16 protein-coding genes are annotated in these 22,546 nt (G+C 59.8%); 11 read left to right on the plus strand and 5 right to left on the minus strand.

Annotated features, from left to right (window positions below; all coding sequences use genetic code 11):
• Positions 1-26: 26 nt before the first annotated feature.
• The 11 genes from HBO10_RS20045 to HBO10_RS20095 all read left to right on the plus strand — a co-directional run bounded on the left by HBO10_RS20045 (position 27) and on the right by HBO10_RS20095 (position 17,202).
• Positions 27-203, plus strand: a complete 177-nt coding sequence (locus HBO10_RS20045) for a hypothetical protein (RefSeq protein ID WP_003176118.1) — start codon at positions 27-29, stop codon at positions 201-203.
• Positions 187-3,141: a sensor histidine kinase gene (locus HBO10_RS20050; protein ID WP_161975095.1), complete on the plus strand. Its 2,955-nt coding sequence runs from the start codon at positions 187-189 to the stop codon at positions 3,139-3,141. Before HBO10_RS20045 ends, HBO10_RS20050 begins: the two co-directional genes overlap by 17 nt.
• Positions 3,142-3,163: 22 nt before the next feature.
• Positions 3,164-4,600, plus strand: a complete 1,437-nt coding sequence (locus tag HBO10_RS20055; RefSeq protein ID WP_034127014.1) for a sigma-54 dependent transcriptional regulator — start codon at positions 3,164-3,166, stop codon at positions 4,598-4,600.
• 694 nt (positions 4,601-5,294) lie between these two features.
• Entirely contained in the window at positions 5,295-6,698 is a 1,404-nt protein-coding gene (locus tag HBO10_RS20060; RefSeq protein ID WP_003194157.1) for a polynucleotide adenylyltransferase PcnB, read from the plus strand.
• 2 nt (positions 6,699-6,700) lie between these two features.
• Complete coding sequence (gene folK, locus HBO10_RS20065; protein ID WP_034127013.1) at positions 6,701-7,183, plus strand: 2-amino-4-hydroxy-6-hydroxymethyldihydropteridine diphosphokinase; 483 nt, start codon at positions 6,701-6,703, stop codon at positions 7,181-7,183.
• Positions 7,184-7,504: 321 nt separating this feature from the next.
• A complete protein-coding gene (panB, locus tag HBO10_RS20070) occupies positions 7,505-8,305 on the plus strand; it encodes a 3-methyl-2-oxobutanoate hydroxymethyltransferase (RefSeq protein ID WP_034127012.1) in 801 nt (266 codons plus the stop codon).
• Positions 8,302-9,153, plus strand: a complete 852-nt coding sequence (gene panC / locus HBO10_RS20075; protein WP_034127011.1) for a pantoate--beta-alanine ligase — start codon at positions 8,302-8,304, stop codon at positions 9,151-9,153. Before panB ends, panC begins: the two co-directional genes overlap by 4 nt.
• 223 nt (positions 9,154-9,376) lie before the next feature.
• Positions 9,377-11,041, plus strand: a complete 1,665-nt coding sequence (pgi, locus tag HBO10_RS20080; RefSeq protein ID WP_034127010.1) for a glucose-6-phosphate isomerase — start codon at positions 9,377-9,379, stop codon at positions 11,039-11,041.
• A 104-nt stretch (positions 11,042-11,145) separates the two neighbouring features.
• Positions 11,146-13,083 carry an acetate--CoA ligase gene (acs, locus tag HBO10_RS20085; RefSeq protein ID WP_034127009.1) on the plus strand — a complete coding sequence of 646 codons (1,938 nt, stop codon included), beginning with the start codon at positions 11,146-11,148 and terminating at the stop codon, positions 13,081-13,083.
• Positions 13,084-13,175: 92 nt separating this feature from the next.
• Complete coding sequence (locus tag HBO10_RS20090; RefSeq protein ID WP_034127008.1) at positions 13,176-14,192, plus strand: class I SAM-dependent methyltransferase; 1,017 nt, start codon at positions 13,176-13,178, stop codon at positions 14,190-14,192.
• 88 nt (positions 14,193-14,280) lie between these two features.
• The gene (locus tag HBO10_RS20095) at positions 14,281-17,202 is read left to right on the plus strand and encodes a DUF748 domain-containing protein (RefSeq protein WP_034127007.1); all 2,922 of its coding nucleotides are present in this window, start codon (positions 14,281-14,283) and stop codon (positions 17,200-17,202) included.
• A gap of 284 nt (positions 17,203-17,486) precedes the next feature.
• Here HBO10_RS20095 and HBO10_RS20100 read toward each other — a convergent pair whose 3' ends face one another.
• The 5 genes from HBO10_RS20100 to rbfA form a co-directional block, all read right to left on the minus strand.
• On the minus strand, positions 17,487-18,107 hold the full coding sequence (locus HBO10_RS20100; RefSeq protein WP_034127006.1) for a BON domain-containing protein: 621 nt from the start codon (positions 18,105-18,107) through the stop codon (positions 17,487-17,489).
• A 294-nt stretch (positions 18,108-18,401) separates the two neighbouring features.
• Positions 18,402-20,507: a polyribonucleotide nucleotidyltransferase gene (pnp, locus tag HBO10_RS20105; protein ID WP_003194180.1), complete on the minus strand. Its 2,106-nt coding sequence runs from the start codon at positions 20,505-20,507 to the stop codon at positions 18,402-18,404.
• 195 nt (positions 20,508-20,702) lie between these two features.
• Positions 20,703-20,972 (minus strand): 30S ribosomal protein S15, encoded by a 270-nt coding sequence (rpsO, locus tag HBO10_RS20110; protein ID WP_003177875.1) that lies wholly within the window; start codon positions 20,970-20,972, stop codon positions 20,703-20,705.
• A 115-nt stretch (positions 20,973-21,087) separates the two neighbouring features.
• Positions 21,088-22,005: a tRNA pseudouridine(55) synthase TruB gene (gene truB / locus HBO10_RS20115; protein ID WP_003176136.1), complete on the minus strand. Its 918-nt coding sequence runs from the start codon at positions 22,003-22,005 to the stop codon at positions 21,088-21,090.
• Positions 22,006-22,008: 3 nt separating this feature from the next.
• Entirely contained in the window at positions 22,009-22,404 is a 396-nt protein-coding gene (gene rbfA, locus HBO10_RS20120; RefSeq protein ID WP_003176137.1) for a 30S ribosome-binding factor RbfA, read from the minus strand.
• Positions 22,405-22,546 lie beyond the last annotated feature (142 nt).

The raw sequence follows: 22,546 nt of genomic DNA on the forward strand, positions 1-22,546 counted from the left end.
CGGCAGATTTTTAATCAGAGGCCAACATGTACATCTATCGTTTGGTCCTGCTGCTGGTCGTCGGGATCTACCTGTTCTCCCCCGCCATCATGGATTGGTGGATCGACGCCACGGGCGCCTGGTATCGCCCTTATCTGCTATGGCTGATCCTGATCGTCGTGACCTTCATCCTGCAGAGCCAAAAAGATGCCGATGAGCTTTAGTCTCACCCAGATGCTGCTGATCAGCGCCGCCTACCTGGCTGCGTTATTCGGCGTGGCCTGGATCAGTGAGCGCGGAATGATTCCGCGGGCGATCATTCGCCATCCGCTGACCTACACCTTGTCCCTGGGCGTCTACGCCAGTGCCTGGGCGTTCTACGGCACGGTGGGGCTGGCCTATCAGTACGGCTACGGCTTTCTCTCCAGTTACCTGGGGGTGTCCGGCGCGTTCCTGCTGGCGCCGGTGCTGCTGTATCCGATCCTGAAAATCACCCGGACTTACCAACTGTCCTCCCTGGCAGACCTGTTTGCCTTTCGCTTTCGCAGCACCTGGGCCGGCGCGCTGACCACCATCTTCATGTTGATCGGCGTGCTGCCGTTGCTGGCCCTGCAGATCCAGGCGGTGGCCGACTCCATCAGCATCCTGACTCGCGAGCCCGTGCAACATCGGGTTGCCCTGGCGTTCTGCGCGCTGATCACCTTGTTCACCATCTTCTTTGGTTCTCGCCATATCGCCACCCGTGAGAAACACCAGGGCCTGGTGTTTGCGATTGCCTTTGAGTCGGTCATCAAGCTGATCGCCATCGGCGGCGTCGGCCTTTACGCGCTTTACGGCGTGTTCGACGGGCCGCAACAGCTGGAACTGTGGCTGCTGCAAAACCAGACCGCCCTCGCCGCCTTGCATACGCCCTTGCAGGAGGGACCATGGCGTACGCTGCTGCTGGTGTTCTTCGCCTCGGCGATCGTGATGCCGCACATGTACCACATGACCTTCACCGAGAACCTCAACCCGCGCTCGCTGGTCAGCGCCAGCTGGGGCTTGCCGCTGTTCCTGTTGCTGATGAGCCTGGCGGTGCCGCTGATCCTGTGGGCCGGCCTGAAACTGGGGGCCACCACCAACCCTGAGTATTTCACCCTGGGCATCGGTATTGCCGCCAACAGCCCGGCTCTGGCGCTGCTGGCCTATGTCGGGGGGTTGTCGGCCGCCAGCGGGTTGATCATCGTCACCACGCTGGCACTCTCAGGCATGGCGCTCAACCACTTGGTACTGCCGCTGTACCAGCCGCCAGCCGAGGGTAATATCTACCGTTGGTTGAAATGGACCCGACGCGCGCTGATCGTCGCGATCATCATGGCCGGCTACGCGTTTTATCTGCTGCTGGGCGCCGGGCAAGACCTGGCCAACCTCGGCATCGTCGCGTTTGTCGCCACCTTGCAGTTCCTGCCGGGCGTGTTGTCGGTGCTGTACTGGCCGACCGCCAATCGCCGTGGCTTTATTGCCGGGCTGCTGGCCGGGATCCTGGTGTGGACCGTGACCATGCTGCTACCGCTGGTCGGCAACTTGCAGGGCTTCTATATCCCGTTGCTGAACATGATTTACGTGCTGGACGACACCAGTTGGCACATGGCTGCCATCGCCTCGCTGGCCGCCAACGTACTGATGTTTACCCTGATCTCGCTGTTCACCAACGCCAGCGCCGAAGAAACCAGCGCCGCCGAAGCCTGCGCGGTGGATAACGTGCGCCGCCCGCAACGCCGCGAACTGCATGCGGCCTCGCCCCAGGAGTTCGCCACACAACTGGCCAAGCCCCTGGGTGCCAAGGCCGCACAAAAGGAAGTTGAACAGGCGCTGCGCGACCTCTACCTGCCATTTGACGAGCGCCGCCCCTATGCCCTGCGCCGCCTGCGTGACCGTATCGAAGCCAACCTGTCCGGGTTGATGGGGCCGAGCGTGTCCCAGGACATGGTGGAAACCTTCTTGCCCTACAAGGCCGGTGGCGAAAACTACGTCACCGAAGACATCCACTTCATCGAAAGCCGGCTGGAGGATTACCACTCGCGCCTCACGGGCCTGGCGGCCGAACTCGATGCCCTGCGCCGTTACCACCGCCAGACCCTGCAGGAACTGCCGATGGGCGTGTGTTCCCTGGCCAAGGACCAGGAAATCCTGATGTGGAACAAGGCCATGGAAGAACTCACCGGCATCGCCGCCCAGCGGGTGGTGGGTTCGCGCCTCAATACCCTGGGCGATCCCTGGAAAGAGCTGCTGCAGGGCTTCATCAACCTGCCAGACGAGCACTTGCACAAACAGCACTTGGCCCTCGACGGCCAGACCCGCTGGCTCAACTTGCACAAAGCGGCCATCGACGAACCTCTGGCGCCGGGTAACAGCGGCCTGGTGCTGCTGGTAGAAGATTTGACCGATACACAGATGCTCGAAGACAAGCTGGTGCACTCCGAACGCCTGGCCAGCATTGGGCGCCTGGCGGCCGGCGTGGCTCATGAAATCGGTAACCCGATCACCGGTATCGCCTGCCTGGCGCAAAACCTGCGGGAAGAGCGTGAAGAAGACGGGGAAATCACCGAAATCAGCGGGCAAATCCTTGAACAGACCAAGCGGGTTTCACGCATCGTCCAGTCGTTGATGAGCTTTGCCCACTCCGGCGCCCATCAGAATCAGGACGAAGCGGTGTGCCTGGCCGAAGTGGCCCAGGACGCCATTGGGCTGTTGGCCTTGAACCGGCGCAATTTCGAAGTACAGTTCTTTAACCTGTGCGATCCGGAGCATTGGGTCGATGGCGACTCACAACGCCTGGCCCAGGTGCTGATCAACCTGCTGTCCAACGCCCGCGACGCGTCGCCGGCCGGCAGTGCTGTACGCGTCAAGAGCGAGGCTTTCGAGCACACGGTCGACCTGATCGTGGAAGACGAAGGCAGCGGCATTCCACAGAACATCATGGACCGATTGTTCGAACCCTTCTTCACCACCAAGGACCCCGGTGAAGGTACCGGTCTGGGCCTTGCACTGGTCTATTCCATCGTTGAAGAGCATTATGGACAAATCACCATCGACAGCCCGGCTGACACACAAAGCCAACGCGGCACCCGTATCCGGGTGACCTTGCCGCGTCATGTCGAAGCGACGTCCGCTGTGAACTGAGACCGTCGAGAGAATTGAATCAATGCCGCACATTTTGATCGTCGAAGACGAAACCATTATCCGCTCTGCCTTGCGTCGCCTGCTTGAACGTAATCAGTACCAGGTCAGCGAAGCCGGCTCGGTGCAGGAAGCCCAAGAGCGATTCAGCATTCCCACGTTCGACCTGATTGTCAGTGACCTGCGCCTGCCAGGCGCCCCGGGCACCGAGCTGATCAAGCTGGGCCAGGGCACCCCGGTGCTGATCATGACCAGCTACGCCAGCCTGCGCTCGGCGGTGGACTCAATGAAGATGGGCGCGGTGGATTACATCGCCAAGCCTTTCGATCACGACGAGATGCTCCAGGCCGTGGCCCGCATCCTGCGTGACCGTGTGTCGGCCAGCAGTGCGCCTGCCGAGCCACGCCTCACCGGCAAGGCCAGCGGCGCCGAAAAACCAGGCACCAACAACAGCAATGGCGAGATCGGCATCATCGGCTCCTGCCCTCCGATGCAGGACTTGTACAGCAAGATCCGCAAGGTGGCGCCGACCGACTCCAATGTATTGATCCAGGGCGAATCGGGCACCGGCAAAGAACTGGTGGCCCGCGCCCTGCACAACCTGTCCAAGCGCGCCAAGGCGCCGATGATCTCGGTGAACTGCGCGGCGATCCCCGAATCCCTGATCGAATCCGAGCTGTTCGGCCACGAGAAAGGTGCGTTCACTGGCGCCAGCGCCGGGCGTGCGGGCCTGGTGGAGGCCGCGGACGGCGGCACCTTGTTCCTTGATGAAATTGGCGAGTTGCCCCTGGAAGCCCAGGCGCGTTTGCTGCGCGTGCTGCAGGAAGGCGAAATTCGCCGGGTCGGCTCGGTGCAATCGCAGAAGGTCGATGTTCGATTGATCGCGGCGACACACCGTGACCTCAAGAGCCTGGCCAAGATCGGCCAGTTTCGTGAGGACTTGTATTACCGCCTGCATGTCATCGCGCTCAAACTGCCGGCCCTGCGCGAGCGTGGCGCCGACGTCAACGAAATCGCCAACGCGTTCCTGTTGCGTCAAGGCGCACGCATTGACCGCACCGACCTGAAGTTTGCCGCGGACGCCGAACAGGCGATCCGTCACTACTCGTGGCCAGGGAACGTGCGCGAGCTGGAGAACGCCGTCGAGCGCGCCGTGATTCTGTCGGAGAGCCCGGAGATTTCCGCCGAGTTGCTGGGCATCGACATTGAGCTCAGCGACCTGGATGACGACGACTTCATTGGCCTGTCCCCGCAGCAGGGCAGCGGTAGCAATACCAGCCATGAACCGACGGAAGATTTGTCACTGGAAGACTACTTCCAGCACTTCGTGCTCGAGCATCAGGACCATATGACCGAGACCGAACTGGCCCGCAAACTGGGTGTAAGTCGCAAGTGTTTGTGGGAACGGCGTCAGCGCCTGGGCATTCCACGGCGCAAGACCGGGGTGGCCAGCGAAAGCTGAGAGCGCAGCCCCACAGGTAACACCTGCTGATGTGAAAAAACTGTTACCGCTGAATTTTCACGTAACAAAAGCCGGGGCTTACGGTAACGAAGCCCCGGCTTTTTTTGGCCCTCAATCTGGCGAAACCAGCCCAAACCCCCGGTTTTGCTGGACGGCGCAAAAGTTGGCACGCACCCTGCTATATGCTTAGTACAAAAACAATAACAAGCTTTGTACAAGACAATAAAAATAAGACGAATCGACTCACGCATAACAAAAACAACACGGCGGAGGCGCAGCTAACTGATTCTTTTGGAGAGGCGTTGCATTTGGGGCTTGCCCCGCAACCAGGCCGAGAACAACAAAAACTGCCCTAAGGCAGAGCCTGAACTGGTTGGATCGTAGATCAGCAACACAGCGACCAAAGCAATCCGTTTGCTCTTGGCTCCCGATTGGGAGTGTCATGAAGGAAGCTTCGTGGCGAGGGCGATCAACAAAAACAAGAAGCCCGACATCAATAATAAAAATAGAGCACGCAACTACTTCTGGGGGAGCTTCGGCTCCCCTTGTAGTTTCCGGGATTTGACCTGCAAACGCTTATGGCGCAATGCCTTTAGCTTGTTCCTACACCATCCCCTGACTAAATGCTAGAATCCCCGCCCATCATGCGGTCATTCTTCGTTATGGCCGAACATTCCTTCAAACAGTGCATCCCATGCTGAAGAAGTTGTTCCAGTCATTCCGTTCTCCCTTGCGTCGAACGCAACACAAACGCAGCACGCCTGAAGTGCTCAATAGCAGCCAGCATTCGCTGCAGCGCGCTCAATTCAGCCGTTATGCAGTGAACATCGTCGAACGTTTGCAGAACGCCGGATACCAGGCCTACCTGGTGGGTGGCTGCGTACGCGACATGTTGCTCAACATCACGCCCAAGGATTTCGACGTCGCCACCAGTGCCACGCCTGAACAAGTGCGCGCCGAGTTTCGTAATGCACGAATCATCGGTCGGCGCTTCAAGCTGGTGCATATCCACTTTGGTCGCGAAATCATCGAGGTCGCAACGTTCCGCGCCGGTCACCCGCAAAACGATGAAGAGGAGGACACCAACCAGTCTTCCCGCAACGAGAGCGGGCGCATCCTGCGCGATAACGTCTATGGCACCCTGGAAGAGGACGCGCAACGTCGCGACTTCACCATCAACGCCTTGTATTACGACCCGGTCAGCGAGCGCATCCTCGATTACGCCAACGGCGTACACGACATTCGCAACAACCTGATCCGGCTGATCGGCGACCCGACGCAGCGCTACCAGGAAGACCCGGTGCGCATGCTGCGTGCCGTGCGATTCGCCGCCAAGCTCAACTTTGGCATCGAAAAGCACACCGCCGCGCCGATTCGCGAACTGGCGCCGATGCTGCGGGAAATCCCCTCGGCACGCCTGTTTGAGGAAGTTCTCAAGCTGTTCCTTTCGGGCTACGCCGCCGACACCTTTGAAATGCTGGTGGACCTGCAGTTGTTCGACCCCCTGTTCCCGGCCAGCGCCGAGGCCCTGGAGTACAACCCGACGTACACCCACACCTTGATCAGCGAAGCCTTGATCAACACCGACCTGCGCATCAAGCAGAACAAACCGGTGACCCCGGCGTTCCTGTTTGCCGCCTTGTTGTGGCCGGCCCTGCCCAAACGCGTACTGCGCCTGCAGGACCGTGGCATGCCGCCGATCCCGGCCATGCAGGAAGCGGCTCACGAGCTGATCGCCGAACAGTGCCAACGCATCGCCATCCCCAAACGTTTCACCATGCCGATCCGCGAAATCTGGGACATGCAGGAGCGCCTGCCACGCCGCAGCGGCAAGCGCGCCGATCTGTTGCTGGACAACCCGCGCTTCCGTGCCGGCTACGACTTCCTGCTGCTACGCGAAAGCGCGGGCGAGCAGACCGATGGCCTGGGCGAATGGTGGACCGATTATCAGGACGCCAATGACAGCCAGCGCCGCGAAATGATTCGTGAACTGGGCAGCAAAGGTGATAGCGCCGGCGAAGGCCCGAAAAAGCGTCGCCGCAGCGGCACCAAGCGTAAACGCAGCAGTGCCGATGCCTCGGGCGCTGCGGGCGAATAAACGTGGAACGTATCTACATCGGCATGGGCAGCAACCTGGCTGCCCCGGAGCAACAATTGCGCAGCGCGATCGAGGCGCTGGCGCAATTGCCTGGCACCCACCTCGCCGGGGTGTCCGCCTTCTATCAAAGCGATTCACTGCTGCCAGGCCAACCGCGCTACACCAACGCCGTTGCGGCGCTGGACAGTCGCCTGGCGCCATTGGACCTGCTTGATGCGCTGCAAGCCATCGAGAACGATCAGGGCCGCGAACGCCTGGAACGCTGGGGCCCGCGCACCTTGGACCTGGATATCCTGCTGTTCGGTGATCGCCTGATCGACGAGCCGCGCCTCAAGGTGCCGCATTACCAGATGCATCTGCGCGCGTTTGTGCTGTATCCGTTGGCTGAGTTGGCGCCAGCCGACCTGCAGCTACCTGACGGCCAGCGTTTGAGCGACCTGCTCACCGCCTGCCCGTTCGTCGGCCTGGAACGCCTACCTCTGTAGGAGCGAGCTTGCTCGCGAAAATCACCAACGATAACGCGCTCAGCCTGACTAAACGCGGCGCCTATGGTTTCTTCGCGAGCAAGCTCGCTCCTACAATCGCGTCAGTAACAGCGGTAACACCGCCATCGTAACAATGCGGTAACACATCCAATTGACTTCCCGTGTCCTCCTCACGACTATAGGCGTCCCGCTGCCGCCAACCCGGCGCGACAGGGCGCAATCCAGGCCTTATAAGCACTGCTTTCAAGACAGTGCGCCTGTATAAACGAAGACTCACGCGCGTTACTCGCTGTTTCCAAGCGCCTGAACGAGGACCCTTTCATGCCAGACATTACCCTGACCACCTTGCAGAGCCTCAAGCTCAAAGGTGAAAAAATCACCATGCTGACCTGCTATGACGCCACTTTCGCCCACGCCAGCTGCCAGGCTGGAGTCGAAGTGCTGCTGGTGGGCGACTCCTTGGGCATGGTTCTTCAAGGGAATGACAGCACGCTGCCTGTGACCACCGATGAACTCGCCTACCACACCGCCAGCGTCAAGCGTGGCAACGATGGCGCCTTTATCATCGCGGACCTGCCGTTCATGGGTTACGCCACCCTTGAGCAAACCTTCCTGAACGCCGGAAAGCTGATGCAGGCCGGCGCGCACATGATCAAAGTCGAAGGTGCCGTGTGGCTGGCCGAGTCGATCCGGCTGCTGGCCGAGCGCGGCGTGCCAGTGTGCGCGCACATGGGCCTGACACCGCAGTCGGTGAATATCCTCGGTGGCTACAAGGTCCAGGGCCGCAATGAAGCCCAGGCCCGCCAGATGCGCGCCGATGCCATCGCCCTGGAACAGGCCGGTGCAGCGATGATTCTGCTGGAGTGCGTGCCTAGCGAACTGGCTGCCGAAATCACCCAGGCCGTCAAAGTGCCCGTGATCGGGATTGGCGCCGGTTCCGCCACCGACGGCCAGGTGCTGGTCCTGCACGACATGCTCGGCCTGTCGATCACCGGCCACGTGCCCAAGTTCGTGAAGAACTTCATGGCTGGCCAGGACAGCATCCACGCCGCCCTGAGCGCCTACGTCAGCGAAGTCAAAAACGTGACGTTCCCAGGCGTTGAACACGGATTCTCGGCATGAACACCGTTAAAACCGTCCGCGAACTGCGGGCTGCCGTAACCCACGCCCGTAGCGCCGGCAAGCGCATCGGCTTTGTACCCACCATGGGCAACCTGCACAGCGGCCACGCCACCCTGGTGACCAAGGCCGCGCAGCAAGCGGATTTCGTGGTGGCGAGCATTTTCGTCAACCCGCTGCAATTCGGTGCTGGCGAAGACCTGGACAAATACCCGCGCACGTTGGCCGCCGATCAGGAAAAACTCCTGCAGGCCGGCTGCAACCTGCTGTTCGCGCCCACGGTCGAGGAAATGTACCCCGACGGCATGAACGGCCAGACCCGCGTCAGCGTGCCTCAGCTGTCCGAAGGCTTGTGCGGCGCCAGCCGCCCAGGGCACTTTGAAGGGGTGGCCACGGTGGTCAGCAAGCTGTTCAACATGGTCCAGCCGGACATGGCCGTATTTGGCCAGAAGGACTACCAGCAGTTGGCGGTGATCCGCGCCATGGTCCGCGACCTGAACATGCCGATCCAGATCATCGGCGAGCCCACCGTGCGCGCCGAGGACGGCCTCGCGCTGTCATCACGCAACGGTTACCTCACCGATGAGCAACGGGCGGTCGCGCCAGTGCTGTACCGCACGCTCAGCCAGATCGCCACGGCCATCAAAAGCGGCGATCACGATTTTGCCAGGCTTCGCGCCGAGCACATCCAGCAGATTGAAGCCGCGGGGCTGCGCATGGACTACCTGGAAGTGCGCCAAGGCGTGCATCTGCGCCCGGCCACGGCTGAAGATCGCGATGTGGTGATCCTGGTCGCCGCTTATCTGGGGGCAACACGCCTCATCGATAACCTGCACCTGAACCTCGCCTGACGCCCGCTTTACCTCAACCTGTTGCCCCGACGGCTGTGCCGGTATAAAAAAGTACCGGCCACAGCGCAGACAAAGCCAAGACATATCCACACGCTAGGTTTAATGTAACTGCCCTGCGCTATGGTTAGCGCTGTCTGGAACCCAATCCTTGCGATAAGACTGGATGTTCCGGGCTTTGAAGTGTCCTAAAGGCAGTCCCCGTAATAAAAGGAAACCCGCAGCGATGGCGTACTACCGCACCCCTCATGACGTTACCGCGCTGCCCGCCTGGCAAGCGCTTGTTCAACATCGCCAAGCCATGCAGGATTTCAGCATGCGCGAGGCGTTCAATGCCGATCCTCAGCGTTTTTCCCAGTTCACCTTGAGCAGCTGCGGACTTTTCCTCGATTACTCGAAAAACCTGATCACCAGCGAAACCCGCGACCTGTTGGTGGGCCTGGCCAAGGAAGTCAATCTCAAGGCGGCGATCGACGCGCAGTACGCTGGCGAACCGGTCAACTCCTCCGAGGGCCGCCCTGCCCTGCACACCGCCCTGCGCCGCCCGGTGGGCGACAAGCTGTCGGTCAACGGCGTGAACATCATGCCGGACGTGCACAAGGTGCTGAACCAGATCACTGACCTGGTCGGCCGTATCCACGACGGCCTGTGGCGCGGCTACACCGAGAAGCCGATCACCGACGTGGTGAACATCGGTATCGGTGGCTCATTCCTCGGCCCGGAACTGGTCTCGGAGGCCTTGCTGTCCTACGCCCATAAAGGCGTGCGTTGCCACTACCTGGCGAACATCGACGGCAGCGAGTTCCACGAACTGACCATGAAGCTGCGCGCCGAGACCACGCTGTTTATCGTCTCGTCCAAATCCTTCAACACCCTGGAAACCCTGAAAAACGCCCAGGCCGCCCGCGCCTGGTACCTGGCCCAGGGGGGCTCGGAAGCCGAGCTGTATCGCCACTTCATCGCCGTCTCGAGCAACAATGCCGCGGCCGTGGCTTTCGGTATTCGCGAAGAAAACATCTTCCCAATGTGGGACTGGGTCGGTGGGCGCTACTCGCTGTGGTCTGCAATCGGCTTGCCAATTGCCCTGGCTATCGGCATGTCCAACTTCAAGGAACTGCTGTCGGGTGCCTACACCATGGACCAGCACTTCCTGAACGCGCCGTTCGAAGCCAACATGCCCGTGCTGCTGGGCTTGCTGGGGGTGTGGTACGGCAACTTCTGGGGTGCGCAGAGCCATGCGATCCTGCCGTACGACCATTACCTGCGTAACATCACCAAGCATTTGCAGCAGTTGGACATGGAATCCAATGGCAAGAGCGTGCGCCAGGACGGTACGCCAGTGTCCACCGATACCGGCCCGGTGATCTGGGGCGGCGTAGGCTGCAACGGCCAGCACGCTTACCACCAGTTGCTGCACCAAGGGACTCAATTGATCCCGGCCGACTTCATCGTGCCGATCGTCAGTTTCAACCCTGTGTCCGACCACCATCAGTGGCTGTACGCCAACTGCCTGTCCCAGAGCCAGGCGCTGATGCTCGGCAAGACCCGCAGCGAGGCCGAAACCGAGCTGCGTGAGAAGGGCCTGCCGGAAGCCGAAGTACAGAAGCTGGCACCGCACAAGGTGATCCCGGGTAACCGTCCGAGCAACACCCTGGTGGTCGAGCGCATCAGCCCGCGCCGCCTGGGCGCACTGGTGGCTATGTATGAACACAAGGTGTTCGTGCAGAGCGTGGTGTGGGGCATCAACGCCTTCGACCAATGGGGCGTTGAACTGGGCAAGGAGCTGGGCAAAGGCGTGTACAACCGCCTGACCGGCGCCGAAGAAACCTTGGCCGAAGATGCGTCGACCCAGGGCCTGATCAACTACTTCCGCGGTCGTCACCGCGGCTGAAGCCGTTCATTCAAGGTCAACGTCCGTTTGGACGCTGGCCTTGAACCCTCCCGTCCCAGGGTGCATCTTTATGACTTGTCGCAAAACAAGAATAAGGAGCGCTCATGTTCGATATCAGCACCTTTCCCACCGCCGATGCCGTCCGCCGGGCTGCGCAGCTCAGTCAAGAGGACTACCAGCGCCTCTATCGCCAATCCATCGACCAGCCAGACACCTTCTGGGCCGAACAGGCCAAGTGCTTTCTCGACTGGATAAAACCTTGGCACAGCGTCCAGCAGTCAGACATCCACACCGGTGCCGCCCAATGGTTTGCCGGCGGTCAGTTGAACGTCAGCTATAACTGCATCGACCGCCACCTGGCGCAACGCGCCGATCAGCCGGCCTTCATCTGGGAAGGCGACGATCCGTCAAAATCCTGCACGATTACTTACCGTCAACTGCACCAAAACGTCAGCCGTCTGGCCAATGTGTTGAAAAGCCGCGGCGTGAACAAAGGTGATCGGGTGTGCATCTACATGCCGATGATCCCCGAGGCGGCCTACGCCATGCTGGCCTGCACGCGAATTGGCGCAGTGCACTCGGTGGTGTTTGGTGGTTTCTCTCCTGACGCCCTGCGCGACCGCATCCTCGACGCTGATTGCCGCACCGTGATCACCGCCGACGAGGGCGTACGCGGTGGCAAGCCCGTGGCGTTGAAACATAACGTCGACAAAGCCCTGGCCAGTTGTCCGAACGTCAGCACGGTACTGGTAGTGGAGCGCACCGGGGCGAGCGTGAATTGGCACGAGGGCCGCGACCTCAAGTACCAAGCTGCCCTGGACGCCGCCAGCGACAACTGCCCACCCGAGCCGATGGACGCTGAAGACCCGCTGTTCATCCTCTATACCTCCGGCAGCACCGGCAAACCCAAAGGCGTGTTGCACACCACCGCTGGCTACCTGCTGCAAGCGGCGATGACCTTCAAGTACGTGCTCGATTACCAGGAAGGCGAAGTGTTCTGGTGCACCGCCGACGTGGGCTGGGTCACCGGCCACAGCTATATCGTCTACGGCCCGCTGGCCAATGGCGCCACCTCGCTGATGTTCGAAGGCGTGCCGAGTTATCCGGACAGTTCGCGCTTCTGGCAGGTCATCGATAAACATCAGGTGAATATTTTCTATACCGCGCCCACCGCCCTGCGCGCCCTGATGCGTGAAGGACACGGCCCGCTGCAGAGCACATCCCGCGCCAGCCTGCGCCTGCTGGGCAGCGTGGGCGAGCCGATCAACCCGGAAGCCTGGGACTGGTATTTCAACGCCGTCGGCGAACAGCGCTGCCCGATTGTCGATACCTGGTGGCAGACCGAAACCGGCGGCATCATGCTCAGCCCGCTGGTCAGCGCCCAGCGCATCAAACCGGGCTGCGCGACACAGCCCATGTTCGGCGTACAACCAGTTTTGCTCGATGAACAGGGCAAGGAAATCAGTGGCGCCGGCAGTGGTGTACTCGCCATCAGATCAAGCTGGCCGGGGCAGATTCGCAGCGTCTACGGCGACCCGCAGCGCATGATCGACACCTACTTCAAGCCCTACCCCGGCTACTACTTCACCGGGGATGGAGCACGGCGCGATGAAGACGGCGACTACTGGATCACCGGGCGGATCGACGATGTGATCAACGTCTCGGGCCATCGCATCGGCACCGCTGAAGTGGAGAGCGCCCTGGTGCTGCATGATCAGGTCGCCGAAGCCGCCGTGGTGGGCTACCCCCACGACGTCAAGGGCCAGGGTATCTACGCTTTTGTCACCCCCATGAATGGCGTCGAACCCAGCGACGCGTTGAAAAAGCACCTGTTGGAATTGGTCAGCAAGGAGATTGGCAGCTTCGCCAAACCGGAATTGATCCAATGGGCCCCTGCCCTGCCGAAAACCCGCTCCGGCAAGATCATGCGGCGCATCTTGCGCAAAATCGCCTGTAACGAACTGGACAGCCTGGGCGACACCTCGACCCTGGCAGACCCCAGCGTGGTGGACGGTTTGATCGACAAACGCCTCAACCGATAGCGCCAGGATTATCCCCGGCCTGTGCAGGCCGGGGTTAGCTGTTAAACTTCGCGCCCCATTTTTCTTATTCATCTACCAGCAAGGCGCGCTCCATGACTCCCTTGAATCAGGCGCTGCGCGCCGCCCTCGATCACCGCCAAGACCTGATCAACACACTGCACGCCCAGGGTACGGACTGCTATCGGCTGTTTCACGGCAGCCAGGAAGGCGCCGGCGGCTTGACCATCGACCGCTACGGCCCGCAATTGCTGGTACAAAGCTTCCACCAGTCCCTGGAAACTGCAGACCTGCTGGACCTGCACCAACTGATCAACCAATACATGGGCCTGGAATTGTTGCTGGTGTACAACGACCGTGCCCGCGGCAACTCGCGCATCGACCGCGAAGACACGGTGTACCGCGCGGAGCCTGGCGCCTTGGAAGACCTGGTCGGCCACGAGTGGGGCCTCAATTACCGTGTGCGTGGGCGCCACGCCGGGCAAGACCCACTGCTGTTCCTCGACCTGCGCAACACCCGGGGCTGGGTCAAGGACCACAGCGCCGGCAAAAGCGTGCTGAACCTGTTCGCCTATACCTGCGGTGTAGGTTTGAGCGCGGCAGCGGGCGGCGCACGCGAGGTGTGCAACCTGGACTTTGCCGAGGGCAACCTGGCAGTGGGGCGTGAAAACGGCCAGCTCAACCCGCAGTTGCCGAGCATGGAGTTTGTACAATCCGATTACTTCCCGGCCATTCGCCAACTGGCGGGCCTGCCCATCACCCAGCGGCGCGGGCAGAAGCTGCCGAGCTATCCGCGCCTGGAGCAACGCCAGTACGACCTGGTACTGCTCGATCCTCCCGCCTGGGCCAAGAGCGCCTTCGGCACGGTCGATTTGTTGCGCGACTATCAAAGCCTGCTCAAACCCGCACTGCTGGCCACCGCCGACAATGGCGTGCTGATTTGCTGCAACAACCTGGCAAAAGTCAGCATGGAGGACTGGCGTGAGCAGGTGCTGCGTTGTGCAGAAAAGGCCGGGCGCCCGGTGCGCGAATGGCAGGTTATGACACCTGGAGGCGACTTTCCCTCCAGGGACCAACAGCCTCCGCTGAAGACGCTGATCCTGCATTTGTAGGAAGTTTCCCAGCGCCCACGGTTCTTCGGAACCGAATTCCCGTGCCATACTCCAAGGCACTCCCGTTCGACATAGATGGCGTTCACCCATGCCCAAAGGATTGATCCGCGCCGTAGGCGCCTTGTTGACCGCCCTTGCTTTGTACAGCTTGCTGGGCTTTCTGATATTACCCGGCATCGCCCTTCGCATTGCCAACCAACAGTTGGCCAATTACGCCACGGTGCCGTCGCGAATCGAGCGCATCGAACTCAACCCCTTCAGCCTGGAACTGACGCTGTGGGGCCTGAAGATCGGTGAGCCAGGCAAAGAGCAAGTAGGTTTCGAACGCCTCTACGCCAACCTGCAGATCGACAGCCTCTGGACCCGCGCCCTGCACCTGGCCGATGTGCAACTGGACAAGCCCAAGACCGAACTGCTGTTCGACAAGTCCGGCCAACTGAACCTGGCGCAGTTGTTCAAACTGCCACCGAGCGAGCCAACCCCGGCCGATCCCGATGCCAAGCCGTTCCCACTGCGTATCGACAGCATCAAGCTGGCGGGCGGTAACCTGCACTTCCAGGACCTACGCCCCAGCGAGCCCATCGAATTCCTCTACGACGAACTCGACTTCGAGCTGAAAAACCTGAGCACCTTGCCTGACGACAATGCCGACATGACGCTGGTCGCCGCCGGCCCCGAAGGTGGCCAGATCGACTGGAAAGGCAACTTCAGCCTGGTACCGATCACCTCCGAAGGCACCTTGAAGGTGACCGACGGCAAGATGAAAGCCTGGTGGCCGTATGTACGTGACGCCCTGCCACTGGTGCTGGAAGACGGGGTGCTCAACTTCAGCACTGACTACAAATTCAGCCTGGCCAAAGAAACCGAGCTGAACCTGACCAACACCGCCGCCAGCATCGCCCCCTTTGCTATAAAGGCCCCCGATGGCCGGCCACTGGCGCGCCTGGAGCGCCTGGACGTCAGCGAAACCACGGTAGACCTGGCCAAGCAGCAGGTCATTGTCGGCAAGATCCGCAGCAACAAGCTGGAAACCTGGGCCGCCCGTGAGGCCGATGGTCAATTGGACTGGCAGAAGCTGTTCGCCAGCCAACCGAGCAAACCGGCCAAGGCACCGGAACCAACCGCTGCCGACGCGCCGTCGGCGCAACCGGCGGCCCCGAGCAAACCGTGGCAAGTGCTGCTCAAGGATGTGCAACTGCGTAACTATCAGGTGCACCTGGCCGACCGCCAGGCTAAACCAGCGGTCGCGCTGGAACTGGGCCCGTTGAATGTCGACGTACAGAACTTCGACAGCCTCAACCAGAGCCCCTTCGCCTTGAAGGTCGACACCGGCCTGGGCAAGCAAGGCAAGATCCAGGCAACCGGCGAAGTTAACCTCAACCCGGTCAGCGCCAAGCTGAAAGTGAACACCCAGGACATCGACCTGCGGGTCGCCCAGGCCTATATCAGCCCGTTTATCCGCCTGGAATTGCGCAGCGGCATGCTCGGCAGCAACCTGGACGTAAACCTCAAAAGCACCGAGCCACTTGCCCTTCAGATCACCGGCCGCGCCCAGGTTGACCAGTTGCATACCCTGGACACCCTGAAGACCCGCGACTTCCTCAAATGGCAGCGCCTGGTGTTGGAAGGCCTGAACTACCAGCACGGCCAAAGCCTGTCGATCGACAAGGTCAACCTGTTGCAGCCGTATGCGCGGTTCATGATCAACGAAGATCGCACCACCAACATCGACGACCTGCTGATTCCGCAGCCGGCCGACAGCGGCAGCAAGTCGGCAGCCAAACCTGCCGCCAGCAACGAAAAGCCCCTGGGCATTCATATCGGGCAGATCGCGATCAACGACGGTTCGGCCAACTTTGCCGACTTCAGCCTCACCCCCAACTTTGCCACCGCGATTCAACAGCTCAACGGCCAGATTGGCACCATCGACAGTCGCCAGGCCAAACCGGCCAGCGTCGATATCAAGGGCAAGGTGGACCGTTACGCGCCAGTGACGATCAAAGGCAGCGTGAACCCGTTTGACCCGATGGCCGCGCTGGACATCGCCACCAGCTTCAAGCGTGTCGAGCTGACCAACCTGACACCTTACTCAGGTAAATTCGCAGGCTTCCGCATCCGCAAGGGCCGCCTGAATCTCGATCTGCACTACGTGATCACCAAAGGCCAGTTGAAGGCTGAAAACAAAGTGGTGGTCGAGCAACTGCAGTTGGGTGAAAAAGTCGACAGCTCTGATGCCGTCGACTTACCGATTCGCCTGGCCGTCGCCCTGCTCAAGGACTCCGATGGCAAGATCTCCATCGAACTGCCGGTAAGCGGCGACCTGAACAACCCGCAATTCAGCGTGATGCCGATTGTGTGGCAAACCCTGCGCAACCTCGTGGTGCGTGCGGCAACCGCGCCCTTCAAGTTCATTGGCGGGCTGGTCACTGGTGGCGGCTCTGAAGACTTGGGCAATGTGTCGTTCGCCGCTGGCTCCAGTGAACTGAACAAAGACGCCGAAGGCGCTCTGAACACCCTGGCCAAGGCGCTGAAAGAGCGCCCTGCCCTGCGCCTGGAAATTGAAGGCACAGCCGCCGCCAGCAGCGACGGGCCGTTCCTGGCCGCACAGCGACTGGAACGTGAATACCAATACAACTATTACAAGATCCTCCAGCGCCGTGGCGACAAAGTGCCAGCCCAGGCCTCGTTGCTTGAGGTGCCGGAGAAGGAAAAAGCACCATTGCTGGAAGGCATCTACCGCACCCGCCTCAAACAGCAACCCCCGGCCGAATGGAAAGACCTGGGCAGCGATGAGCGCTCGGCGAAGCTCAAGGACGGTGTGATCAAGTTCTGGAGTGGCAGTGACGTGCTACTGCGCCAGTTGGGGCAGGACCGAGCCAGCACGATCAAGGATTACCTGGTGGACAAGGGCCAGTTGGAAGATGACCGCGTGTACTTCATCGATGCGCAGCTGGGGCAGGCCGAGAAAGATGGTCGGGTGATCACTCCAATGCACCTGGATGCTGAGTAACTTCTAAGCACCACCCATCCTGATGTGGGAGCTGGCTTGCCTGCGATGCTGTTACCTCGGTGCAACTGAATGACCGAGGTGCCAGCATCGCAGGCAAGCCAGCTCCCACATTTTTTTGGTCTGATCATTCTGTTTCAGCCTGAAATAGAACAGGCCCCGACACAAGTGCCGGGGCCTGTAATGACCACATCCGTGTGGCCGGTCGCATGAACTCCAGAGGTGCGTCAGGTGGATATCTAACTCACCCTAAGCCGCCGCTATTCAGTTCAAACGAAACGTCAGCGTTACTCTGCTTTCAGGCCGTCGGCCGATACAGCTTTAACGCCTTTGATTTTCTTGGTGATCGCTACAGCCGTTTCTTTCTGCGAAGCGGTCACAGCGGTAGGCGACGACAGGGATACAACACCTTTGTTGGTTTCAACCTTGATGTCGGTGCCAGGAATGCCTTTTTCAGTTACCAGGTCAGCCTTCACTTTGGTAGTGATCCAGGTATCGCTGGTGGTCTCTTTAGCGTCGTGGGCAGCGCCTTTGGTTTTGTCGATGCCGTCAGCTTTGGTAGCACCGCCAGCCAGCAGGCCGTCAGCAGAAACCGCAGTCACACCTTTGATTTTCTTGGTGATGGCTACAGCAGTGGCTTTCTGCGAATCCGAGATAGCGACGTCGGAGGACAGGGAAACCACACCTTTGTTGGTCTCAACCTTGATGTCCGAACCTGGAATGCCTTTTTCGGTCAGCAGGTCAGCTTTGACTTTAGTGGTGATCCAAGTATCCGAAACGCTTTCCTTAGCCTTGGTCGCTTCACCGGCCGCCAAAGTCATAGGGGCTTGGGAAGTCTGAGCAAAGGCTACGTTAGCACCCATGGCCAGGGTCAGAGCGGTAGCAGTAGCGAGAGCGAACTTCTTCATACGAGTAACTCCTGTTTTATTAAAAGTCTGCAGGCGTAAACCTTCATGCTGCAGCGCTACCAGGGATATTGCAGGCAGTGTGCCAACTCGTCGAACGGATTAAATTCCTTAATAAACAACGAGTTATGAAATCTGTGAATTTTCGAAATCGTGCAACTTGCATGAAGCCCGTCGTGCCTGCATGCAAGTTGCGGCTTTTGGGCGACGCTAAACAGCTGATTCTGCTTCATTTTCTCGCGCCCATAAAAAAAGGACTCCGAGGAGTCCTTTTTTCAGCGTGAAGCCTGCGGGTGATTAAACGCCCGAAGCCTTGGCTGCTGCTACGTCCTTGATGGACAGCTTGATACGGCCGCGGTTGTCCACGTCCAGTACCAGCACTTCCACTTCCTGGCCTTCTTTCAGAATGTCGGTCACTTTCTCAACACGAGCATCGCTCAGCATGGAGATGTGAACCAGACCGTCTTTGCCCGGGAGGATGTTGACGAACGCGCCGAAGTCGACGATGCGCTCAACCTTGCCAACGTAGATCTTGCCGATCTCGGCCTCAGCGGTGATACCCAGGACGCGCTGGCGTGCTGCTTCAGCCGCTTCCTTGGTTTCGCCGAAGATCTTGATCGAACCGTCGTCTTCGATGTCGATCGAAGCCTTGGTTTCTTCACAGATCGCACGGATGGTCGCGCCGCCTTTACCGATGACATCACGGATTTTGTCGGTGTCGATTTTCATCGCGATCATGGTCGGAGCATTTTCCGACAGTTCGGTGCGGGACTGACCAATGATCTGGTTCATCTGGCCGAGGATGTTCAGGCGCGCTTCCAGGGCTTGGCCCAGGGCGATTTCCATGATCTCTTCGGTGATGCCTTTGATCTTGATGTCCATCTGCAGCGCGGTCACACCTTTGGCGGTACCAGCTACTTTGAAGTCCATGTCGCCCAGGTGGTCTTCGTCACCCAGGATGTCGGTCAGGATGGCGAACTTCTCGCCTTCTTTAACCAGGCCCATAGCGATACCGGCAACCGGCGCCTTCATTGGCACACCGGCGTCCATCAGAGCCAGGGAAGCACCGCAGACCGAAGCCATGGAGCTGGAACCGTTGGACTCGGTGATTTCCGATACAACGCGGATGGTGTACGGGAACACGTCAGCGGCAGGCAGCATGGCCTGAACCGAACGACGGGCCAGACGGCCGTGACCGATTTCACGACGACCTGCACCGCCCATACGACCACACTCGCCCACCGAGAACGGAGGGAAGTTGTAGTGCAGCATGAAGGGGTCTTTTTTCTCGCCTTCCAGGGTGTCCAGCAGTTGTGCGTCGCGGGCAGTACCCAGGGTCGCAACGACCAGGGCCTGGGTTTCGCCACGGGTGAACAGCGCCGAACCGTGAGTCTTCGGCAGTACGCCGACTTCGATGTTCAGCGGACGCACGGTGCGGGTGTCGCGACCGTCGATACGTGGCTTGCCGTTAACGATGTTTTCGCGAACGGTGCGGTATTCGATCTCACCGAAAGCAGCTTTGACTTCGCTGGAGGAAGGCTGGCCTTCTTCGCCGGACAGCTTGGCGACGACCTGGTCCTTCAGCTCACCCAGGCGCGCGTAGCGGTCGGCCTTGACGGTGATGGTGTAGGCGTCGGAGATGGCAGCGCCGAACTCGGAGCGGATAGCGCCCAGCAGTTCGGTGGCTTCCGGGGCAGCAGCCCAGGTCCAGGTCGGCTTGGCAGCTTCGGCAGCCAGTTCTTTAACCGCGTTGATCACAACCTGGAACTCGTCGTGAGCAAACAGTACGGCACCCAGCATCTGGTCTTCGGTCAGCTCTTTGGCTTCCGATTCAACCATCAATACGGCTTCGGACGTACCGGCAACGACCATGTCCAGGCTCGATGCTTTCTGTTGCTCGTAAGTCGGGTTCAGCAGGTAGCCGGTGCTTTCGTGGAACGCAACGCGGGCAGCGCCGATCGGGCCATCGAAAGGAATGCCGGAGATGGCCAGGGCAGCCGAGGTACCGATCATCGCAGCGATGTCCGGATCGGTCTTCTTGCTGGTGGAAACGACGGTGCAGACAACCTGCACTTCGTTCATGAAGCCTTCTGGGAACAGCGGACGGATCGGACGGTCGATCAGTCGGGAAGTCAGGGTTTCTTTCTCGGAAGGACGGCCTTCGCGCTTGAAGAAACCGCCAGGGATCTTACCGGCAGCGTAAGTCTTTTCCTGGTAGTGAACGGACAGAGGGAAGAAGCCCTTGCTCGGGTCAGCGGTCTTGGCGCCAACAACGGTCACCAATACGGTCACGTCGTCGTCAACAGTAACCAGCACTGCGCCGGAGGCTTGACGGGCGATACGGCCTGTCTCGAGGGTAACGGTCGACTGACCGAACTGGAATTTTTTGATAACCGGGTTCACGGTGTCCTACCTTCTTTGTGGCTCTTGGGGGAACTTGTCTTCTTGCGAAATTCTTGGGCAATGCCGGGAATCGGCCCGACGCTCGTCCAGGGTAAAACGTGTATCCAGATAAAACTTGAGGCTGGGAGCCTACCACGGGCCAACGGGAATCCCGATGACACGCGGCAGACAACCAACCTCTAGCGCAATCGCTTATTAGCGACGCAGACCCAGGCGACCGATCAGAGTCTGATAACGACCCAGATCCTTGCCTTTCAGGTAGTCCAGCAGCTTACGGCGCTGGTTTACCATGCGGATCAGACCACGACGGGAGTGGTGGTCTTTACCGTTGGCCTTGAAGTGACCTTGCAGTTTGTTGATGTTGTGGGTCAGCAGTGCAACTTGCACTTCTGGCGAACCAGTGTCACCAACAGCTTGCTGATAGTCAGCTACGATTTGTGCTTTTTCTTGAACGTCGAGAGCCATGAGGCAATCCTTTTTTCAGGAAACCACCCAAAGGGCAGTTTCAACAGGCCAGGGACAAATCCCTGTATCTAAAAATGAGTGTTGACCATGCCTGTTAACAGCCACACTCGTTCGGTCATTCTGACCGAATCAGCCGACGCGGCGCGATGCGCCCGTCTTCGCTCACTTCACCGATACCGATAAAGCGACCGTTATGATCCTGTACTCGCACCATGCCGAACTTCGGGGCATCCGGGGCGCGTACCGGCTGGCCGTTGAGCCAGTAGAACGCGCTGTGTTCCGAAAAGTGCAGCAATGGCCAATCGAGCAAACCACTGTCCGATGGCATGAGGAAGCGATCAACCGCTTCATTGCCGCCCTCGGCGTGCACCGCTTCCAACTCTTCCAGCGTGACCGTCTGGGCCAAGGTGAAAGGTCCGGCCTGGGTGCGTCGCAGTTCTGCAACGTACGCGCCACAGCCAAGTTGCTCACCAATATCTTCCACCAGGGTACGGATATAGGTGCCTTTGCTGCAGTCCACGGCCAAACGGGCAGTGTCGCCTTCACAAGCGAGCAATTCCAAGCGCGCAATAGTAACAGAACGCGGTTCGCGCTCCACTACTTCGCCCGCACGTGCCAGCTTGTAAAGTGGCTGGCCATCGCGCTTGAGTGCCGAGTACATCGGCGGTATCTGACTGATTTGCCCACGAAAAGCGGGTAAGGCAGCTTCGATATCCGCACGACCAACGGTCACGTCGCGAACCTGCAAAACATCACCTTCGGCATCCGCCGTGGTGGTGGTCTTGCCCAGTTGCATCAGGGTTTCGTAACCCTTGTCGGAATCAAGCAGGTATTGCGAAAACTTGGTGGCCTCGCCAAAGCACAACGGCAATACACCGGTGGCCAATGGATCAAGGCTGCCGGTATGCCCGGCCTTCTCGGCATTGAGCAGCCAGCGAACCTTCTGCAACGCGGCATTGGAGGTAAAGCCAATGGGTTTGTCGAGCAGAATGATGCCACTGACGTTGCGACGGATACGTTTGACCTGAGCCACCGCTTACTCCTTGGCGTCTTCAGGTGTGGACGGATGCTGGCTGTCTTCAGCCACGGCGCGTTCGATCAGTGCCGACAGGTGCGCGCCACGCACGACGCTTTCGTCGTAATGGAAGTGCAGCTGTGGAACGCTGCGCAGCTTCATTTCACGGGCCAACTGCATACGCAGGAAACCTGCGGCGGAGTTGAGCACCTTGATGCTTTGCGCGATTTCTTCGCTGTTGTCCTGCCCCATCACAGTGATGAAGATCTTGGCGTGACCCACGTCACGGCTCACTTCAACAGCGGTAATGGTGACCAGGCCAACGCGTGGGTCTTTGACTTCGCGGCGGATCAGTTGGGCCAGCTCACGCTGCATCTGATCGCCGATACGCTGGGTACGGCTGTATTCTTTTGCCATGTCTTGTTACCTGTTACTGCCACACGGTGAAACCCGTGGGGTCTGAAAGCGGCAAACGCCCGGCCTGACAAAAGCCAGACCGGGCGTTGCGTTTAGAGTCCTGACGCTACGCGGGGCATCTGCATGCCCACACGCTGCGCGG

The sequence above is a fragment of the Pseudomonas sp. WS 5503 genome (assembly GCF_012985385.1).
Taxonomy (GTDB): domain Bacteria; phylum Pseudomonadota; class Gammaproteobacteria; order Pseudomonadales; family Pseudomonadaceae; genus Aquipseudomonas; species Aquipseudomonas paracarnis.

What these genes read in the sequence shown, in the direction of transcription:
- rpsO (WP_003177875.1), bottom strand. Translation starts at nt 20,972, where the DNA reads ATGGCTCTCGACGTTCAAGAAAAAGCACAAATCGTAGCTGACTATCAG.
- acs (WP_034127009.1), top strand. Translation starts at nt 11,146, where the DNA reads ATGTTCGATATCAGCACCTTTCCCACCGCCGATGCCGTCCGCCGGGCT.
- rbfA (WP_003176137.1), bottom strand. Translation starts at nt 22,404, where the DNA reads ATGGCAAAAGAATACAGCCGTACCCAGCGTATCGGCGATCAGATGCAG.
- HBO10_RS20100 (WP_034127006.1), bottom strand. Translation starts at nt 18,107, where the DNA reads ATGAAGAAGTTCGCTCTCGCTACTGCTACCGCTCTGACCCTGGCCATG.
- HBO10_RS20050 (WP_161975095.1), top strand. Translation starts at nt 187, where the DNA reads ATGCCGATGAGCTTTAGTCTCACCCAGATGCTGCTGATCAGCGCCGCC.
- HBO10_RS20055 (WP_034127014.1), top strand. Translation starts at nt 3,164, where the DNA reads ATGCCGCACATTTTGATCGTCGAAGACGAAACCATTATCCGCTCTGCC.
- HBO10_RS20045 (WP_003176118.1), top strand. Translation starts at nt 27, where the DNA reads ATGTACATCTATCGTTTGGTCCTGCTGCTGGTCGTCGGGATCTACCTG.
- panC (WP_034127011.1), top strand. Translation starts at nt 8,302, where the DNA reads ATGAACACCGTTAAAACCGTCCGCGAACTGCGGGCTGCCGTAACCCAC.
- HBO10_RS20060 (WP_003194157.1), top strand. Translation starts at nt 5,295, where the DNA reads ATGCTGAAGAAGTTGTTCCAGTCATTCCGTTCTCCCTTGCGTCGAACG.
- HBO10_RS20095 (WP_034127007.1), top strand. Translation starts at nt 14,281, where the DNA reads ATGCCCAAAGGATTGATCCGCGCCGTAGGCGCCTTGTTGACCGCCCTT.
- pgi (WP_034127010.1), top strand. Translation starts at nt 9,377, where the DNA reads ATGGCGTACTACCGCACCCCTCATGACGTTACCGCGCTGCCCGCCTGG.
- panB (WP_034127012.1), top strand. Translation starts at nt 7,505, where the DNA reads ATGCCAGACATTACCCTGACCACCTTGCAGAGCCTCAAGCTCAAAGGT.
- HBO10_RS20090 (WP_034127008.1), top strand. Translation starts at nt 13,176, where the DNA reads ATGACTCCCTTGAATCAGGCGCTGCGCGCCGCCCTCGATCACCGCCAA.